At 64.5% G+C, this 16303-nt stretch carries 17 protein-coding genes; 11 read left to right on the top strand and 6 right to left on the bottom strand.

What is annotated here, in order from left to right; genetic code table 11:
• The first annotated feature begins 103 nt into the window (after window positions 1-103).
• The 5 genes from ACPFMA_RS18395 (at window position 104) to ACPFMA_RS18375 (ending at window position 6818) form a co-directional block, all read left to right on the top strand.
• A complete protein-coding gene (locus tag ACPFMA_RS18395) occupies window positions 104-2221 on the top strand; it encodes a PQQ-dependent dehydrogenase, methanol/ethanol family (RefSeq protein WP_064301746.1) in 2118 nt (705 codons plus the stop codon).
• A gap of 83 nt (window positions 2222-2304) precedes the next feature.
• Window positions 2305-3165, top strand: coding sequence for a transporter (locus ACPFMA_RS18390; RefSeq protein ID WP_425928419.1), 861 nt, complete (start codon window positions 2305-2307; stop codon window positions 3163-3165).
• Window positions 3166-3329: 164 nt separating this feature from the next.
• Window positions 3330-5348 (top strand): TonB-dependent receptor family protein, encoded by a 2019-nt coding sequence (locus tag ACPFMA_RS18385; protein ID WP_425928418.1) that lies wholly within the window; start codon window positions 3330-3332, stop codon window positions 5346-5348.
• A 108-nt stretch (window positions 5349-5456) separates the two neighbouring features.
• Complete coding sequence (locus ACPFMA_RS18380) at window positions 5457-5897, top strand: lysozyme (RefSeq protein WP_064303785.1); 441 nt, start codon at window positions 5457-5459, stop codon at window positions 5895-5897.
• Between the two features lie 45 nt (window positions 5898-5942).
• Window positions 5943-6818 (top strand): LysR substrate-binding domain-containing protein, encoded by an 876-nt coding sequence (locus ACPFMA_RS18375; protein ID WP_425928417.1) that lies wholly within the window; start codon window positions 5943-5945, stop codon window positions 6816-6818.
• Window positions 6819-6990: 172 nt separating this feature from the next.
• Here ACPFMA_RS18375 and ACPFMA_RS18370 read toward each other — a convergent pair whose 3' ends face one another.
• A complete protein-coding gene (locus tag ACPFMA_RS18370) occupies window positions 6991-7824 on the bottom strand; it encodes a bifunctional allantoicase/(S)-ureidoglycine aminohydrolase (RefSeq protein ID WP_009394085.1) in 834 nt (277 codons plus the stop codon).
• 171 nt (window positions 7825-7995) lie between these two features.
• On the bottom strand, window positions 7996-9939 hold the full coding sequence (locus ACPFMA_RS18365) for an autotransporter outer membrane beta-barrel domain-containing protein (protein WP_425928416.1): 1944 nt from the start codon (window positions 9937-9939) through the stop codon (window positions 7996-7998).
• A gap of 310 nt (window positions 9940-10249) precedes the next feature.
• Here ACPFMA_RS18365 and ACPFMA_RS18360 point away from each other — a divergent pair, with 310 nt between their 5' ends.
• The 6 genes from ACPFMA_RS18360 (at window position 10250) to ACPFMA_RS18335 (ending at window position 13230) form a co-directional block, all read left to right on the top strand.
• On the top strand, window positions 10250-10855 hold the full coding sequence (locus ACPFMA_RS18360) for an SCO family protein (protein ID WP_009398928.1): 606 nt from the start codon (window positions 10250-10252) through the stop codon (window positions 10853-10855).
• Window positions 10849-11328, top strand: a complete 480-nt coding sequence (locus ACPFMA_RS18355) for a copper chaperone PCu(A)C (RefSeq protein ID WP_420057056.1) — start codon at window positions 10849-10851, stop codon at window positions 11326-11328. Before ACPFMA_RS18360 ends, ACPFMA_RS18355 begins: the two co-directional genes overlap by 7 nt.
• A 379-nt stretch (window positions 11329-11707) precedes the next feature.
• Window positions 11708-11884 (top strand): general stress protein, encoded by a 177-nt coding sequence (locus ACPFMA_RS18350; RefSeq protein ID WP_009408912.1) that lies wholly within the window; start codon window positions 11708-11710, stop codon window positions 11882-11884.
• A gap of 110 nt (window positions 11885-11994) precedes the next feature.
• On the top strand, window positions 11995-12180 hold the full coding sequence (locus ACPFMA_RS18345) for a hypothetical protein (protein WP_158467786.1): 186 nt from the start codon (window positions 11995-11997) through the stop codon (window positions 12178-12180).
• A gap of 72 nt (window positions 12181-12252) precedes the next feature.
• A complete protein-coding gene (locus ACPFMA_RS18340) occupies window positions 12253-12387 on the top strand; it encodes a PSPA7_2676 family Cys-rich small protein (protein ID WP_425928415.1) in 135 nt (44 codons plus the stop codon).
• Window positions 12388-12396: 9 nt separating this feature from the next.
• Window positions 12397-13230 (top strand): Ku protein, encoded by an 834-nt coding sequence (locus tag ACPFMA_RS18335; protein WP_425928414.1) that lies wholly within the window; start codon window positions 12397-12399, stop codon window positions 13228-13230.
• 28 nt (window positions 13231-13258) lie between these two features.
• Here ACPFMA_RS18335 and ACPFMA_RS18330 read toward each other — a convergent pair whose 3' ends face one another.
• The 4 genes from ACPFMA_RS18330 to ACPFMA_RS18315 are packed head-to-tail and all read right to left on the bottom strand — an operon-like array spanning window position 13259 to window position 16297.
• On the bottom strand, window positions 13259-13912 hold the full coding sequence (locus ACPFMA_RS18330; protein ID WP_420056712.1) for a glycosyltransferase: 654 nt from the start codon (window positions 13910-13912) through the stop codon (window positions 13259-13261).
• Entirely contained in the window at window positions 13909-14508 is a 600-nt protein-coding gene (locus ACPFMA_RS18325; protein WP_420056711.1) for a class I SAM-dependent methyltransferase, read from the bottom strand. Before ACPFMA_RS18325 ends, ACPFMA_RS18330 begins: the two co-directional genes overlap by 4 nt.
• Window positions 14505-15257, bottom strand: coding sequence for a PIG-L deacetylase family protein (locus ACPFMA_RS18320; RefSeq protein WP_420056710.1), 753 nt, complete (start codon window positions 15255-15257; stop codon window positions 14505-14507). Before ACPFMA_RS18320 ends, ACPFMA_RS18325 begins: the two co-directional genes overlap by 4 nt.
• A complete protein-coding gene (locus tag ACPFMA_RS18315; protein WP_425928413.1) occupies window positions 15254-16297 on the bottom strand; it encodes an acyl-CoA dehydrogenase in 1044 nt (347 codons plus the stop codon). The genes ACPFMA_RS18320 and ACPFMA_RS18315 overlap by 4 nt, the downstream gene beginning before the upstream one ends.
• Window positions 16298-16303: the final 6 nt, after the last annotated feature.

The raw sequence follows: 16303 nt of genomic DNA, 5'->3' as shown, positions 1-16303 counted from the left end.
TAATACTCCTGCGTAGTGCAGAGCCTGCTAATGCTTGACCTGCGGGGCAGGCTGCCTTGCGGGCGCATAACAACAATAAATGTGTCGCTGGAGTCCGAAACACATGAAAACCCTTTTCCTGCTGGCGGGCCTGCCCGTGCTGCTTTCGACCCTGCATGCCTCGGCTGCCGACGCCCCGCCGAGCGCTCCCGCACAGGTCGATGCGAAACGCCTGACCAATGCCAACCTCGAACCGGGCAACTGGATGAGCCATGGTCGTACCTACGACGAGCAGCGCTATAGCCCGCTGGACGCGGTGAACGACAGCAACGTCGGCCAGCTCGGCATGGCCTGGACCACCCGGCTGGATATCGACAGCGGCACCGAGGCCACACCCATCGTGGTGGACGGAGTGATGTACACCACCGGAGCCTTCAGCATCGTCTATGCGATGAATGCCGCGACCGGCGAGATGCTGTGGAAATACGACCCCCATGTGCCGCCGGCCAATCTCAGCCAGGGTTGCTGCGGCCCGGTCAACCGCGGTGTCGCGGTGTGGAACGGCAAGGTCTACGTTGGCAGTTTCGATGGCCGCCTGGTCGCCCTCGACGCGGCCACCGGCAAGGAAGCCTGGTCGGTGGACACCATCATCGACCGCAGCAAGAGCTACTCCATCACCGGCGCGCCGCGTATCGTCAAGGGCAAGGTGCTGATCGGCAACGGCGGCGCCGAGTTCGGCGTGCGCGGCTATGTCACCGCCTACGACGCCGAGACCGGCAAGCAGGCCTGGCGCTTCTACACCGTGCCGGGCGATCCCAAATTGCCGCCGGAAAACCCGGCCATGGCCATGGCGATGAAGACCTGGACCGGCGACGGCTGGGTGAAGTGGGGCGGTGGCGGCACCGCCTGGGACTCCATGGCCTACGACCCGGAACTCGACCTGCTGTACATCGGCACCGGCAACGGCTCGCCATGGAACTACCAGTTCCGCAGCCAGGGCAAGGGCGACAACCTGTTCGTTTCGTCGATCCTGGCCCTGCGCCCGGACACCGGTGAATACGTCTGGCACTACCAGGTCACCCCGCAGGACCGCTGGGACTACACCGCGACCCAGCACATGATCCTCGCCGACATCACGATCGACGGCCAGGTGCGAAAGGTCCTGATGCAGGCACCGAAAAACGGCTTCTTCTATGTGCTCGACCGCACCAACGGCAAGCTGCTTTCGGCGAAGAACTACGTCCCGGTGAACTGGGCCAGCGAGATCGATCTGAAAACGGGCCGGCCAGTGCTGACCGGCGCGGCGGATTACTCGAAAGAACCCAAGGTCGTACAGCCAAGTTTCCTCGGTGGCCACAATTGGCACCCGATGTCCTACAGCCCCAGGACCGGCTACGTCTATATCCCGGCCCAGCACACCCTGGCCGAGCTGAAGGCGGCCAAGGAACCGATGTTCTTCCCTAACAAATCGGTGCTCAACTTCGGACTCGACGTACCGGACGTGCCGGAAGATCCGAAGGCCTTCAAGCAGATCCGCGATGCCTGGACCGGCGAGCTGATCGCCTGGGACCCGGTCAAGCAGGCCCCGGCCTGGAAGCAGGAATACGCCAGCGCCGGCAACGGCGGCACCCTGAGCACCGCCGGCAACCTGGTGTTCCAGGGCACCGCAGACGGTCGCGTGGTGGCCTACAGCGCCGACAAGGGCGAGAAGCTCTGGGAGCACCGTGCCAACTCCGGGGTCATGGCCGGGCCGATCACCTATACCGTGGGCAAGGATCAGTACGTGGCCTTTTCCGTAGGCTGGGGCGGGATCCTGCCGTTGCTGACCGGCTCGCTGACCAACAAGGCCAAGGTCCAGTCCGAGTCGCGGATCATTGCCTTCAAGCTGGGAGCCAAAGGTGAGCTACCCCCGCCGAAGCAGGCGCCGGTGTTCCCCAATGTCGAGCTGGAGCTGACAGCCTCACCGGAGCAACTGGCCCAGGCGCGCAACCTGTTCAATGGCCTGTGCGCCGGCTGTCATGGCCTGAATGCGGTGGCCGGCGGGGTCGTCCCCGACCTGCGCTACCTGACGAAGGAGAAGCACCAGGCTTTCCCGGCGTTCGTCAGCGGGGCCTTGATCTACCGCGGCATGCCGAACTTCTCCGACATCCTCAAGGCCGAGGATATGGAGCTTATCCGCCAGTACCTGGTCAAGCGCACCCATGATCTTCAAGCCGATCTGAAGGCCAGCGCCGCCAACTGAGTTCGATTCATTACCCAGGCGACCCCGGAAACGGGGCCGTCCGGGGCTCTGCACGCCAACAAAAACAACAACGAGAGTCCATCATGAAGAGCTTCAACGCCCCGGCCCTTGCGCTCGGCCTCACACTGTTCGGCGCTACCTGCACGGCCCTGGCCGATGTCAAACCCGACCCCGGTGATTACACTGCGCTGCCCAAGGGCACCGATGTGGTGGTGCTCTATCAACAGAACCCGCGGGGCGACAAGGTCTACTCCGGCGGCAAGAAGGTCGCCGACGATCTTGACCTGGACATGACGGTGGGCGTCCTGCGCCTGATCCACTTCACGGACTTCTTCGGTACCGGCTACACCTGGGACCCGCAGATCGTCATCCCCTTCGGCCAGCAGGATATCGGTGCGACCCATACGAAGAATTCCGGGCTCGGCGACATCACCTTCGGCGGTACGCTGTGGACCATCGGCGACCTGGAGCGCAACGAACACCTGGGCTGGTCGGTGTTCTTCACCGCGCCGACCGGCAGCGACAAAAACGAAGGCTTTGCCCTCAGCAACAACCGCTGGGCGGTGGATTTCCAGGTCGGCTACATCAAGGGCCTGACGGAGCGGATCACCTGGGATGTGATCGCCGAGGCCGAGTTCTACCAGGACCAGCGCTCCACCGATGCGAAAAAGGACACCCTGCTGCAACTGCACAACCACCTTCGCTACAACTTCACCCGGGATACCTATGCGGCGCTCACCTACCGGCACAACTGGGGCGGCCGCGAAACCCTGGATGGCGTGACCCTGGCCACCAGCCGTGACAATGGAACCGTCGGCTTCACCGTGGCGACCATGGTCAACAAGCAGTTGCAGGTGATGGGGCAGGTGATGCACGACACCTCGGTGCGCGAGGGCGTGAAGATCGATAATTCGTTGCAGTTCAGGCTGGCGTATTTCTATTGAGATCCCTTGGGGCTGCAAAGCAGCCCCAAAATCGCTCTGACACTCCTACTTTCGACCCCCAACCCAAGTCCCCCAACCCCCAGCCCCAAGCCTGATAGCCCTATGCCCAACCGCCGGTTTATGGTCCACTCAGCCCCTTTGTGCGGGACCGGATGGAAAGCCTTATGAATGACAACGAGCGGCAACGCGCCGCACACCGCCGCGCCGCCCTGGGTGCGCTACTGCTCACCAGTACCGGCGCCTTGGCCGATACCGCTGTCGATGTCGATCCCGTGGTGATCAGCGCCACGCGCACCGGCGACGAGTGGGCCCAGGCCGCATTGTCCGCCAGCGTGGTCGATGCCGCCGACAGTCGCGGCGAACAGGCGCTGACCCTCGGCAACCTGCTCTCCGGCGTGCCGGGGGTTGTGGTGCAAAGCCGCTACAACGCCGCCCAGGGGCTGCGCCCGGCGATCCGCGGCTTCGGCTCACGCTCCAGCTTCGGCGTGCGCGGCATTCGCGTGCTGGTCGATGGCGTACCGCTGACCATGCCCGATGGCCAGACCGAGCTGGACGGCTTCGACCTGGGCCTGATCGAGCGCATGGAAGTGCTGCGCGGACCGGCTGCCGTGCTCTATGGCAACGGCGCGGGCGGGGTGCTGGCGATCGAGACCCGCGAGCCGGGCGACCACCCCGGTGTGTCCGGCGATGTCAGTGTCGGCAGCTACGGTTTCCGCCGGCAGAGCGTGGAAGCCAGCGGCACCGAGGGCAATTTCGGCGCCCTGGCCGCGGTCAGTTCGACCCAGTCCGACGGCTATCGCCAGCACGCCACCAGCGAGGCCAACAACCTCACCGGCAAGCTGCGCTGGTGGGGCGAAACGGGGCGCCTGGCGCTGACCCTGCACGCCCTCGATAACCGCTCGGAGGACCCGGGCGGGTTGACCTTGGGGCAGGTTCGTGCCGACCGCAACCAGGCCCGTCCGCAAAGCCTGAGCTTCGATTCCGACGAGCGCATCAGGCAGCAGCGTCTGTCGCTGGTGTGGGACGGACAGCCGCTTGGAGAAGATACCTACCAGATCCGCAGCTATGTCGGTCAACGGGATTTCGAGAATCGCCTGCCATTGGCCGCCAACGGCCAGACGAGCTATGAGCGGTTGTTCGCCGGCGCCGGCGCCAACTACACCCATGTCGCCGACTGGTTCGGCCTCAAGCACTGGTTCACGTTCGGAGGCGACCTTGAATCCCTGCGCGACGACCGTGATCGCAACAACAACATCCTCGGGGGCGAGAAGGGGGCGCTGACCTCCCGTCAACGTGAAGAGGCCCGCAGCCTCGGCCTGTTCGTGGAAAACCGCACCGAGCTTGGCGAGAACTGGCTGCTCAGCCTGGGCCTGCGCCACGACACCGTACGCCTGAGCGTGGACGATCACTACCTGCGTGATGGTGACGACTCCGGCAAGCGCAACCTGCGTGACCTCAACTACAGCGTTGGTCTCAGTTATCGCCTGGATCCGTCCCACACGATCTACGCCCGCGTCGCTACCTCCTTCGAGACGCCGACTGTCAGCGAACTGGCCAATCCCAATGGTGGCGGCTTCAACAGCAGCCTGGAACCGGCGGAGGCGCTCAACCAGGAGGTCGGTTTCAAGGGTGAAACTGCGCATTGGCGCTACGAAGCCGTGGTGTACCGCATCGATACCCGTGACGAACTGGTGCCCTACGTCGATGGCCGCACGTTCTACCGCAACGCCGGTTCGACCCGCCGCGACGGCCTGGAGCTCAGCGCGCGCTGGCAGCCGGACGAACACTGGCAGGTCAGCACGGCCTACAGCCTCAACGACTACACCTACCGCAGTTTCGAAAATGCCGACGGCAACCGCCTGCCCGGCATTCCCGTGCAAAGCCTGTTCGGTGAAGTTTCCTACAGCCGTGACAATTGGTATGCACGCCTGAACACCTCGGTGTTCGACCGCCAGTACGCCGACAGCGGTAATACCGCACGGGTCGGTGGCTATGCGCTGGTCAACCTGCGCCTGGGCATGCAGCTCAAGGGCTGGGCGGAAAACGTGGAGCCCTATGTAGGGCTGGATAACCTGACGGACCGTCGCTACTACGACAACCTGCGGATCAATGACAGCGGCGGTCGCTACTACGAGCCGGCACCGGGACGTACCGGGTATGTGGGGGTGAAGGTGAGCTTCTGACGCGCCAGGCATGCGGCATTCAGTAGCAGCCAAGTGCTATCACTGGGCGCCATGACTGAAGTAGTCTTGCCCGACGTTGTCCTTCACTTTCATGCAAGGAGCTGGCACATGCGACTGTCCCCGACGGGCCTGGACCTGATCAAACGCCGCAACGGACTGACCCTCAAGGCCCGCCAGGATGTCAGCGGCCTGTGGTTCATCGGTTATGCCCACTATGGCGATGTCAGCGAAGGCATGGAGATCACCCAGCCCGAGGCCGAGGCCAAGCTGGAACACGAGATTGGCCGTTTCGAGACGCAACTGGCCGGGATGCTGACGGTTCCGGTCAGCCAGGGCCAATGGGACGCGCTCTTGCTGCTGGTGTTCGATTACGGCCTGGCGCGTCTGCGCAACTCGATCCTGCTGCGCCACGTCAACGCCGGCGATTTCGAAAACGCAGCGGCGGAGTTTTCCAAATGGATCCAGGTCCGTGGGCGACCGGATATCGGCATGGTCAAGCGCCGCGATGCCGAACGGCAGATGTTCCTGCAAGGCTCGCCGGCAGCCTGAGGGCATGCTAAAACCTCGGGGGTCATTCATTCTGTAAATGCCCCCATGCCTGCCATTGCGAAACCCGCTAGAACCCTGTTCGACCTCGATCTGCTACGCGCGATCGTGGTGGTCGCCGACTGCGGCAGTTTCACCACCGCCGCCTCGCGCCTGCACTCCACCCAATCCACCATCAGCCAGAAGGTCCGCCGCCTGGAAGACATGGTCGGCCACCGCCTGCTCGAACGCGGCAACCGCGACGTGCTGCCCACCGATGCCGGCCAGACCCTGCTCGGCTATGCCCGGCACATGCTGGCGCTCAACGACCAGATGCTCGAAGCCCTGGCCGGAGCAACCGTAGGCGTTACCGTGCGTTTGGGCGTGCCGGAGGATTTCGTCGGCGGCCGCACCACCAAGGCCTTGTCCGCCTTCAACCGCAAGCATCCCGAGGTCAAGCTGGAAGTCGCCAGCGGCCTGTGCCGGGACATCGCCCAGAGCTACGACAACGGCGAGCTGGATCTGGTGCTGTTGAAGCAACGGCGCAACGGTAGGGAAGGGGTGGCCAGTTGGTCGGAAGAACTGTCCTGGATCGACAGCGCGAAGAATCCGGCGCTGCAACTGGACCCGATCCCGCTGGTGACCTTCCCGCCCCGGGGTTTGTACCGTGACGAGATCATCAATGCCGTTGAAGGCCTTGGGCGGCGTTGGCGGATCGCGTTCACCAGCTCCAGCCTCAGCGGAATCCAGGCGGCAGTGGCGGACGGGATGGGCATCAGCCTGCTGCCTCCGCGGGCAGTCACCGCAGACCATCGGGTGCTGGGGGCAAAGGACGGGCTGCCGGTGGTGGACAGCTACGAAATCGTGGTGGTGCACCGGCCGACGGCGGAGCCGATGGTGAAGGAGCTGGGGGTTGTGCTGGCGGGGTTGCTGGATCAGGAATGAGTGCTTGACCTCGACGGCCTCATCGCTGGCAAGCCAGCTCCCACAGGTTTTGTGTGCACCGCAAACCTTGTGGGAGCCGGCGTTGCCGGCGATGAGGCCCTCACAGACACCCATAAAAAAGCCCGCCATCCACCGGCGGGCTTTCTCATTCAGGCTGCGAGCCCGACGTCACTCAACGCTTCGGGTTCAGCGTCAGGTGCACGTTGCGGTTCACATCCTTGTACAGCAGGTAGCGGAACGGGCCAGGGCCACCGGAGTAGCAGGCCTGCGGGCAGAACGCGCGCAGCCACATGAAGTCACCGGCTTCCACTTCCACCCAGTCCTGGTTCAGGCGATACACCGCCTTGCCTTCGAGCACGTACAGGCCGTGCTCCATGACGTGGGTTTCGGCGAACGGAATCACGCCGCCCGGCTGGAAGGTAACGATGTTGACGTGCATGTCGTGACGCATGTCCGCCATGTCGACGAAGCGGGTGGTGACCCAGGCGCCGTCGGTACCCGGCATCGGGATCGGGGTGATGTCCTGCTCGTTGGTGACGAACGCTTCTGGATGCGGCAGGCCTTCCACGGCTTCGTAGTGCTTGCGGATCCAGTGGAAGGTGACATTGGCCTTGCTGTTGTTGCGCAGGCTCCATTCGGCCGCCGGCGGGATGAAGGCGTAGCCACCCGGCTTGAGCGTGTAGTTCTTGCCCTGCAGGGTGATGTCGACTTCACCCTCGACGACGAACAGCACCGCTTCGGCGTTCTTGTCCAGTTCAGGACGCTCGCTGCCGCCTTCCGGAGCCACCTCGACGATGTACTGGGAGAAGGTTTCGGCGAAACCGGACAGCGGGCGGGCGATGACCCACATGCGCATCTTGTCCCAGAAGGGCAGGTGGCTGGTGACGATATCGCGCATCACGCCCTTGGGAATGACGGCATAGGCCTCGGTGAACATCGCACGGTCTGTCAGCAGCTCGGTCTGAGCCGGGTGCCCGCCGTGAGGGGCGAAGTAGGATTTGGACATGGACAGTCTCGGGGTGTTTGTTGTTGTGACCCCGGGAGCGCCTGTAACGGGCGTTCTACCGGGGCTGCCGCTCTACAGTATGAGCATCGCGGTGCATCCACAAATTAAATGTTGGAATCCGTTCTATTCGCTTTGTGAATGGGCGCCATCATGCACCACTGCGTCGAAGGCTCAGAATAGCCACTGCACGCCCAACGAATATCCCGCCTGGTTTCCTTCGTCATGGGCGAATCGGGTATTGGCCTCGGCAAATACCCCCAGCTGTTCGGTCACCATCAGTTGCGCGCCGAGCTGCGCGCGCCCGAAGCTCTTGTCGACCTTCGCCAGGTCCGCGACCCGCACGCGCCCGTCCGCCCGGGCTGCCAGGTCGATCTCGTCCAGTCGCCCATCCGCCAGCTCCCGCACCCAGCGCACGCTGGCGTAGGGCTTGACCCGCATGCCGGCACCCAGCCCGAGTTCGCCACGCAGGCGCCAGCCCAGGCTGGCCTCGAGCCCGTCGTAGTCCTGCTTCTCGTAACCCAGTGCGGTACGCAGCGCTTCGTCTTCATGGAAGTCATCGATGCGGTAATGCACGTAATCCAGCCCCGCCAGCGGCCCGGTCTTCAAGCCTCCAAGGTCGAAGTCATGGCCACCCTCCAGCCGCGCGCCCCAGAACAGCGCGGAGGTATCCCCGGACAGGCGCTGGTCAAGCAAAACCGGGCCGTTGTTGGCCTGGATGTACACCGAGCGGCGGGTGTCGAAACGGGTATGCCCGGCACTCAGCTCACCCGCCAGCCACTGCGCTGCGCCATCATCGAGCAGGCCGAACAGGCCGGCTTGCCAGGTATCGCCTTCGACCCGCCCGCCATGCTCCAGGCTGTCGCGGCTGCGCTCGAAGCCCAGGCTGGCACCGACGGTCAGCGCATCGCTCAGCCGGTAGTCGCCCAGCACATGCACGCCGACGCGCTTGGACTCCGGGTTGCCGGCCACATCGAATCCGCTGTCGGGCGACACCTCGCCCTCGACGCCAACCTCGCCATCGAAGCTGCCCACGGTCCGCTGGCTGTCCAGCAAGCTCAACCAGCGGCGGTCATGCAGTCGCGTCATGGCCTGATGCTGGCGCTGCAACTGGTCTTCCATTTGCCGCGCCATGGCCCCACCGGACGCGGTGGAGGCGAGCAGGTCGGCGTTGGTCAGCTCCAGTACCAGGCGCGTCAGCAGCCGCGAAAAATCCCGCAGGCGCTGGTCGATGCGCTCCTGACCGAAGGCGCCGGTGAGCACGGTCTGGTTGTCTTCGTTCGGGTCGTGCCAGGTGGACCCACCCGGAATCGCCGGGTTGTCGGTCTGCTCGTAGCCGTCCAGATCACCCAGCTCCCAATTGGTCGCCTCGATGAACAGCACTGGCACATTCAGGCCCTCGAAGCTTGCGCCATCGCTGCAACAGCCTGTGCCAGCAGGGTAGGCGGGATTCAGGCCGGGGTTGGTGAACAGGTCGATCTTCAACTCCCCGGCGATACGCATGAGCTGGTCGCGGTACGCGCCGAGGGCCGGGTTGTCGGCGGCATTGCTGCCGGCATGGGCGTACATCTTGTCGCCTGTGACCAGGCTATCGAGGTTGATCATCCCCAGCAGGTTGGCGCGCTGGCTGTCGCTGAGGGCCGCGACGTAGGCCCGGGAGCCGCGCAGCCCTTCTTCTTCGGCACCAAAGCCGACCACTTCCAGGCCGTTCTCCAGTTGCACGCCGCCGAGGTTGCGGGCGATCTCGGTCAGCACCGCCGCGCCCGAGGCATTGTCGTCCAGGCCTTGCAGGGTCGGGCGCCCGAAATAGGTGTCGAAGTGCGCACCCAGCACCACATAGTTGCTGCTGGTCCCGGCGGCGGAGGCGATGACGTTCTGCGAACTGCGTGTGCCGGCCCAAGTGAAATCCTGGCGGCTGGTCTGGTAGCCATAGGCCAATTGCGCCTGCATCCAGTCGGCAGCGCCGGCGAAATTGGCGGTGCCGCGATAACGGCCGGGATAGTCGTGGATCAGGCGATCCAGGGTCTGGCTGGCATATTGCCCGTAGTCATAGGCGCCAGCCCCCAGGGGGAGCAAGGCGGATCCGAGGGCAACGGCGATGGCGAGGGGTTTGAGCACGGCACTTGTCCTTGTGTGTCGGTAGGCGTTGGCATCTTGTCGATGCGCTGGCGCAAGGACAGCAGGAAATGGGCCGATATGTGACAGGCTTGGGTAAATTGTCGGATTTGTCCGGTGTCGTTGTCGTATTCGGCACGAATTGTTTAATGCCTTGTTACGCTTTTGCAGCGCCTTCTGCGACACCACGCCGCACCCTTCGGGCGCCCTGCGCTGGCCCCTCCTGTCCTCGCGTGCGAAAATGCCGCCCCGTGAAAAGCTGGAATGAACAGCTTCCCTGCGCAAGCGTGCACCTTCCCCAAAGGATGGTTACATGAACGACCTACTGACCCGGCGCAAGGTTCTCGCCGGGCTCGGCCTGGCGGGGCTCGCCGCCCTGACCGGCTGCGATACCTCGCCCAAGCTCGACTTCAAATACGGCAAGGACCTGAGCAACAAGATCCTCGGCCGCTCCTTCAAGCTCCAGGATGTCCACGGCGATACCTACGCGCTGTCGAGCTTCTACGGCTCCATGCCGATGGTGTTCTTCGGCTTCACCCAGTGCCCGGCGATCTGCCCGACCACCCTGGCGCGTGCGGTGCAGATCAAGAAACTGATGGGCCGTGACGGCGATTTCCTCAAGGTGGTGTTCATCACCCTGGATCCGGAACGGGATACCCCGCAGGTACTCGAAGACTATGTGAAGGCCTTCGACCCGACCTTCACCGCGCTGTCCGGCACCCCGGAACAGATCGCGGCCACCGCCAAGGAATTCGGCGTGTTCTACGAGAAGGTACCGCTGGGCGACAGCTACACCGTGTCGCACTCGTCCACCAGCTTCGTCTTCGATTCCCGTGGCCGCCTGCACCTGGGATTGTCCCATTCGCTGACGGCGAAGGAATGCGCCGAAGACCTGCTGACCCTGATGGAGATCTGCTGATGCTGCCGATTCGCAAACCCCTGGCCGTCCTGGCCCTGTGTGCCGCCGCCCTGCCGGCGCTGGCGCAAACCACCGTGGAAAATGCCTGGGCCCGTGCCAGCGTGGCCAACCAGCATTCCTCCGGCGCGTTCATGACCCTCACCTCCGATACCGACGCCAAGCTGGTCGCCGTGCAGTCGCCGGTCGCCAAGGATGTGCAGATCCATGAAATGAAGATGAACGGCGACGTGATGACCATGGGGCCGGTCTCGAGCCTCGACCTGCCGGCCGGCAAGGCGGTGAGCCTGGATGCCAACGGCTATCACGTGATGCTCATGGGCCTGGCTCACCAGCTCAAGCAGGGTCAGGAAGTACCGCTCACCCTGGTGATCGAGGATGCCAAGGGCAACAAGGAAAACCTCGAGATCAAGGCGCCGGTGCGCTCCTTGACCGAGGGTGAGCCGGAAATGAAGCACGGTCACGTGCATCAGTGATTTCACGGGCTTCGTCGCCCGGTTGGCTTGTGTCTTGAAGGTCCGTCAGTAGATCGCATCAGGGCTGACAGGTGCTTGTCATGACTTCTCCCGCGCCCTTGAGATCGAGCGCCGCGCGGGCGGCGCTCGGTCTGGAGAGCGCTGAAGATCTCCCGGCAAGCGCCTAGTGGCCCTAACGCGGTTCTCTGACGGGCACGTCGCAGCCACCAAAACCGATACCCACACCACAAATACCCCGCACCCCAAACACCCCCTTCCCGCTATTTCCCGCCACCCGTCCGGCCGCTTCGAACCAAAGCGAATCCTTGTACCGCCATGAACTCACACATCATGTACGGCAAACGTCGTGCATCCCTAGTTTTCTATGAGGTGAAAGATCATGGCTAACAATGAAAACCGCACTGGCTCCAAGCAAGGCGGCGGCAACCCGGGCAACTTTGCCAACGATCGGGAAAAAGCCTCCGAAGCCGGTCGCAAGGGCGGGCAACATTCGGGTGGCATGAATCAGGATCGGCAGAAAACCCAGGACTCCGGCCGCAAGGGTGGCCGTTCCTGACGCGGTAGCGTAGTGAATGACGGGGCATAGCCATGCCCCGTTCGTCTGGCGCATCGGAGGCCTCGGCCTTGATGCGCCATTTGCTGTTGTGAAGAACTTTCCTGGAGAACATGGCCATGAACAAAGGCGCAGCCCTGTTGCTGCTGTCCGGCCTGCTGGCCCTGGGCGGCTGCTTCGACAATTCCGATCATCCCGGCAAGGATTCCGATCCGAGCAAGCCATCGCTGCAAATGCAGCAACCGCAATCGGAAAGCCCTGCCTCGCAACTGGCGCCAAGCAAGGACAGCGACAACTGATCATCCCGATCAAACCTTCCGCACCTCCTGGTAGTCATTAGTGGTAACAGACCTATGACCAGGAGGTGCACCATGACCTTTCTTTGCCTGCTACGTGGATGCCAGTGGCGTTGGATGCCGGTGAGCGATGCCGGGCAGAGCGACTGCGAATGCTGCGAGCGTTGCGGTGCCTTGCGTCATCACCTTCTGCAACTTCCGCGTCGCTAGGAGTCCGCCATGCCTCGTGCAATCTGGAAGGGCGCGATCAGCTTCGGCCTGGTGCATATCCCGGTCGCCCTGGCATCCGCCGTGCGCAGCCAGCGGGTCGATTTCGACTGGCTCGACCAACGCAGCATGGACCCGGTGGGCTACAAGCGGATCAACAAGGTCACCGGCAAGGAAATCAGCAAGGAACATATCGTCAAGGGTGTGGAATACGAGAAGGGCCGCTATGTGGTGATCAGCGAGGACGAGATCCGCAAGGCCCGGCCGGAGGCGACCCAGACCATCGATATCTTTTCTTTCGTCAATGCCGGGGACATTCCCTTGCAGCACTTCGACACGCCTTACTACCTGGCGCCGGACAAGCGCGGCGGCAAGGTCTACGCCTTGCTTCGCGATACGCTGGAAAGCACCGGCAAGGTGGCCTTGGCCACGGTGGTGCTGCATACCCAGCAGCATTTGGCACTTGTGCGGCCACTGGACGAGGCGCTGGTGCTGATTACCTTGCGCTGGCCAGACGAAGTGAAGGACCTCGACAGCCTGGAGCTGGATGACAGCGTGACCCATGCCAAGGTCAGCAAGGCCGAACTGGACATGGCCAAGCGCCTGGTCAAGGACATGAGCGGCAGCTGGACACCCGAGGATTACCGCGACGAGTTTCGCCAGACCATCATGGACCTGGTGGAAGAAAAGGCCTCCAAGGGCAAGATCAGCGTGGTCGAGCAACCGGGCGAGGAAGGCGAGGGCAAGGGCGCCGATATCATCGACCTCACCGAACTGCTCAAGCGCAGCCTGGGTGGCAAGGCCAAGCCGGCGCCGAAGAAGAAGACGTCGCGCAAGGCCTCTTGAACCGGCCCCGGGGCAGGCTTGCGCTCAATCAAGCCATCAGCGACCTGAGATAGTCGCCGAAGCCACCCCGGGCGCGGCTGTCCATGCGGCTGCTGGTGGTCACACTGTTGCGCGCCGTCCATACGATGGTTGCCCCGCACGCCTGCAGGTCTTCGATCAGTTGCACATCCTCGTTCAGCGCCAGCGGGCGGAAGCCGCCCACCCTTTGGTAGGCGCGGGCGCAGATTCCCAGGTTGGCGCCGTGGATATGCCGGTGTCCTTCGCGCATCTGGTAGTGCTCCAGGTAGCGCTCGCGCAGTGCCGGGTCTTGCTCGGCCTGCCATTGCTCGATATGCACCGTGCCACACACCGCGTCGGCGGCGAAGTCCAGCTGGCACAGGAGCCAGTCCGCCGGTACGCAGCTGTCGGCATCGGTACAGGCCAGCCATCGGGCGCCACGCTGCAGCATCAGCTCGGCGCCGGCACGGCGCGCCTGGCCGACATTGCGCACCTCCACCTCCAGGGTGTCCACGCCGAAGCAGCGGGCGATTTCGGCACTGGCGTCGGTGCAGCAGTCCAGCACGACCATGACTTCGACCCGATGTCCCAACGCTTCGGCTGCATCGGCGGCGGTACGTACGGCAGCCAGGCACAGGGGCAGGGTATCGGCTTCGTTGTGGGCGGGGATGATCACGGCAATCATGGGCAGGTCTCGTCGAGGTCGATCACGCTGGGCTGGCAACTCCAGTACTCCAGCAAAAAATCCGCTTCTTCATGACGCAGCACGCGGTACAGCGGCAGGCGCTCTTCCAGCAGGGCGTGCACCTGGCGGCCGTTCTGCGGGCAGCCATCGATGGGGTGCAGCCAGTGACAGGCGAGCAGCCCGCCGTCCTCGCCCAGGCTGGCCACTGCCTGCTCGATCACTTGCAACCACTGCTCCGGGTCGAGGTAGTAGCCGATCTCGCCAAGCACGATCAGGTCGAAACTGCCGCCGGGCCAGTCCCCGGGCAGGCGTCCTTGCCCCACCTGCACATTGCGCAGGCCGCCCAGGCGCTGGCGGGCAAGGGCTACGGCGGTACCGTCGAGGTCATGACAGACCAGCTCGGTGCAGCGTTCGGCCAGCGCCGCGCTCAGCTCCCCGTTGGCACAGGCCGGCTCGAAGATCCGCTCGTAGAACTGCCTGGGCAGGCTGGCCATGACCAGTTCGCGCTTGCGCTTTTCGTACCAGCGGGTGCGGAAGGCCCAAGGGTCGTCGCTGGAGGCGAACAGGTCGGCGAAATAGCGCGCATCCACACTCATCGGAACACCAGTTCGAAAGGTTGCATCAGGCACTCCAGGGTTTCCGCCGGGAGCACCGGCGGGCGCTCGCCATCGGATTCGATCTGGCTGAGATGGGCGGCAATCGCCCGTTGCTTGCGTTGCACGGCATCGGCGTCCAGTTGCACCTTGCAAGCCCGTTCCCAGGGCAGCCGCGGATCCTCGGGCTGCGCCCAGTACCAGGCCCACACCGGCACTTCAAGCAGGGTTGCGCCCTTGGCCTGCGCCGCCTGGGCACAGGCGCGGCCAACCGCCTCGTGGTCGCAATGGCCGTCGCCACGCCAGGTGCAGAGCAGCAGGTCGTCGGGCCGCAGCAATTGGCCCAGGTGGCCGACCAGGTAGGCTTCGTCGCGGGCTACCGCGGTGTCCTTGAGCGACAGGCGCTGCCAGTCCAGGGCCTGCAGGTCCAGGCCGAGCCGGTGCAGGGCGTTGCGGCTTTCCTGGGGGCGCTGGCGACGCAGGCGATGCTCCGTCCACTGTTGCGAGCCGGGATGGCTGGCCTCGCCATCGGTGGCCGAGATCAGCAGCAGGTCCTGCTCGCGCCCGCGCAGGCTGGCGAGCAGGCCGCCGCAGGCGAGGATCTCGTCGTCAGGGTGAGGCGCCACCACGATCAGGCGGCGCCCCGGTGGGCACAGCTGCTCGGGGGTGATCCAGGTGGCCCTGGCCAGATGGGCCGACTGCTGCCATTGCGCGGGTGTGGTCGCCGGCCCACGGAACAGGTCTTCGCTCATAGCTGCCAGGCTCCCGCCGGCACCTGGGCCAGTTGTTGACCGAGGACGGCGAGATCGCGTTCGGCATGGCTCTGGCGCAGGAAGACCGGCAGGTCGGCGGAGAGCCGGGCGAAGTGGCTGTTGTGGCAGAACGGCGTGGCACCCAGGGCGCGGCCGACATGCTGGATAACCTGGCTCACCGCCTGTTCGACCTGGGCACGGGTGCGCCGTACCAGCAGCTCGGCGTTGGCGCCGGGGTTGGCGTCGATCCACGCGGCGCATTCGCGCAGGGTCGCCCGGGCACCGCCCAGTGCGGCATCGACCGCGCCCAGGTGGGCCTCGGCATGTGGGTCGGGACGCGGCTTGCGGCAGTGCTCGCGCAGGTAGTCGGCCAGCGCCTCGGCGGCCCCGTACCAGCACGCTGCGATTCCGCCGCCGCCGTGCCAGAAGCCAGGTCGCGACAGGTATTGCCCGGGAGCGCCAATGGCCACGGCAGGAGTACCCTCGAACTCCATGACCACGCTGGTGGTGGTGGCCATGCCCACCGCTTGCCAGTCCTCGGCGAGGATGCGCTGGCTCGGATGGGACAGCTCGATGGCTACCAGTTGCGGCTGCTCATTATTGTCCCAGGCGGTCAGCAGGGCGTTGTCGATCTGCAGGGCGCCGGAGCACCAGGCCTTGCGTCCTTCCAGCAGCACCGTGTCGCCTTCGCGTCCGACGATGCGCGTGCGGGCCTCTGCCGACTCGGCGGCCCATACCCCCCAGATGCCCTGGCCGACCCGGTGGCTGGCGCTGCACTCGGAGAGGATCGCCAGGGCATCGGTGTGCCCCTCGTACAGCTTGGCCAGGCTCAGGTCGCAGCCGGCGATGCGCGCCAGGGTCTGCCAGCGTTGCAGGGTATGGCCCTGGCCGGGCAGTGGCAGCAGGTCGAGATGGTCCTGTTGCAGCGACTGCATGACCAGCGGCAACTGGGTGTCCAGATGTAGCGCCTGGGGTCGCTGGGTAAAGCTGCGCAGCAGGGTGTCCAGGCTGCCCAGGTCGAAATCCTGGATGATGCTCATGGCGGT

It is taken from the genome of Pseudomonas sp. NyZ201 (assembly GCF_049860765.1).
In the GTDB taxonomy this organism is placed as follows: Bacteria; Pseudomonadota; Gammaproteobacteria; order Pseudomonadales; family Pseudomonadaceae; genus Aquipseudomonas; species Aquipseudomonas bharatica.
This window is presented reverse-complemented; position numbering and strand designations above follow the sequence as displayed.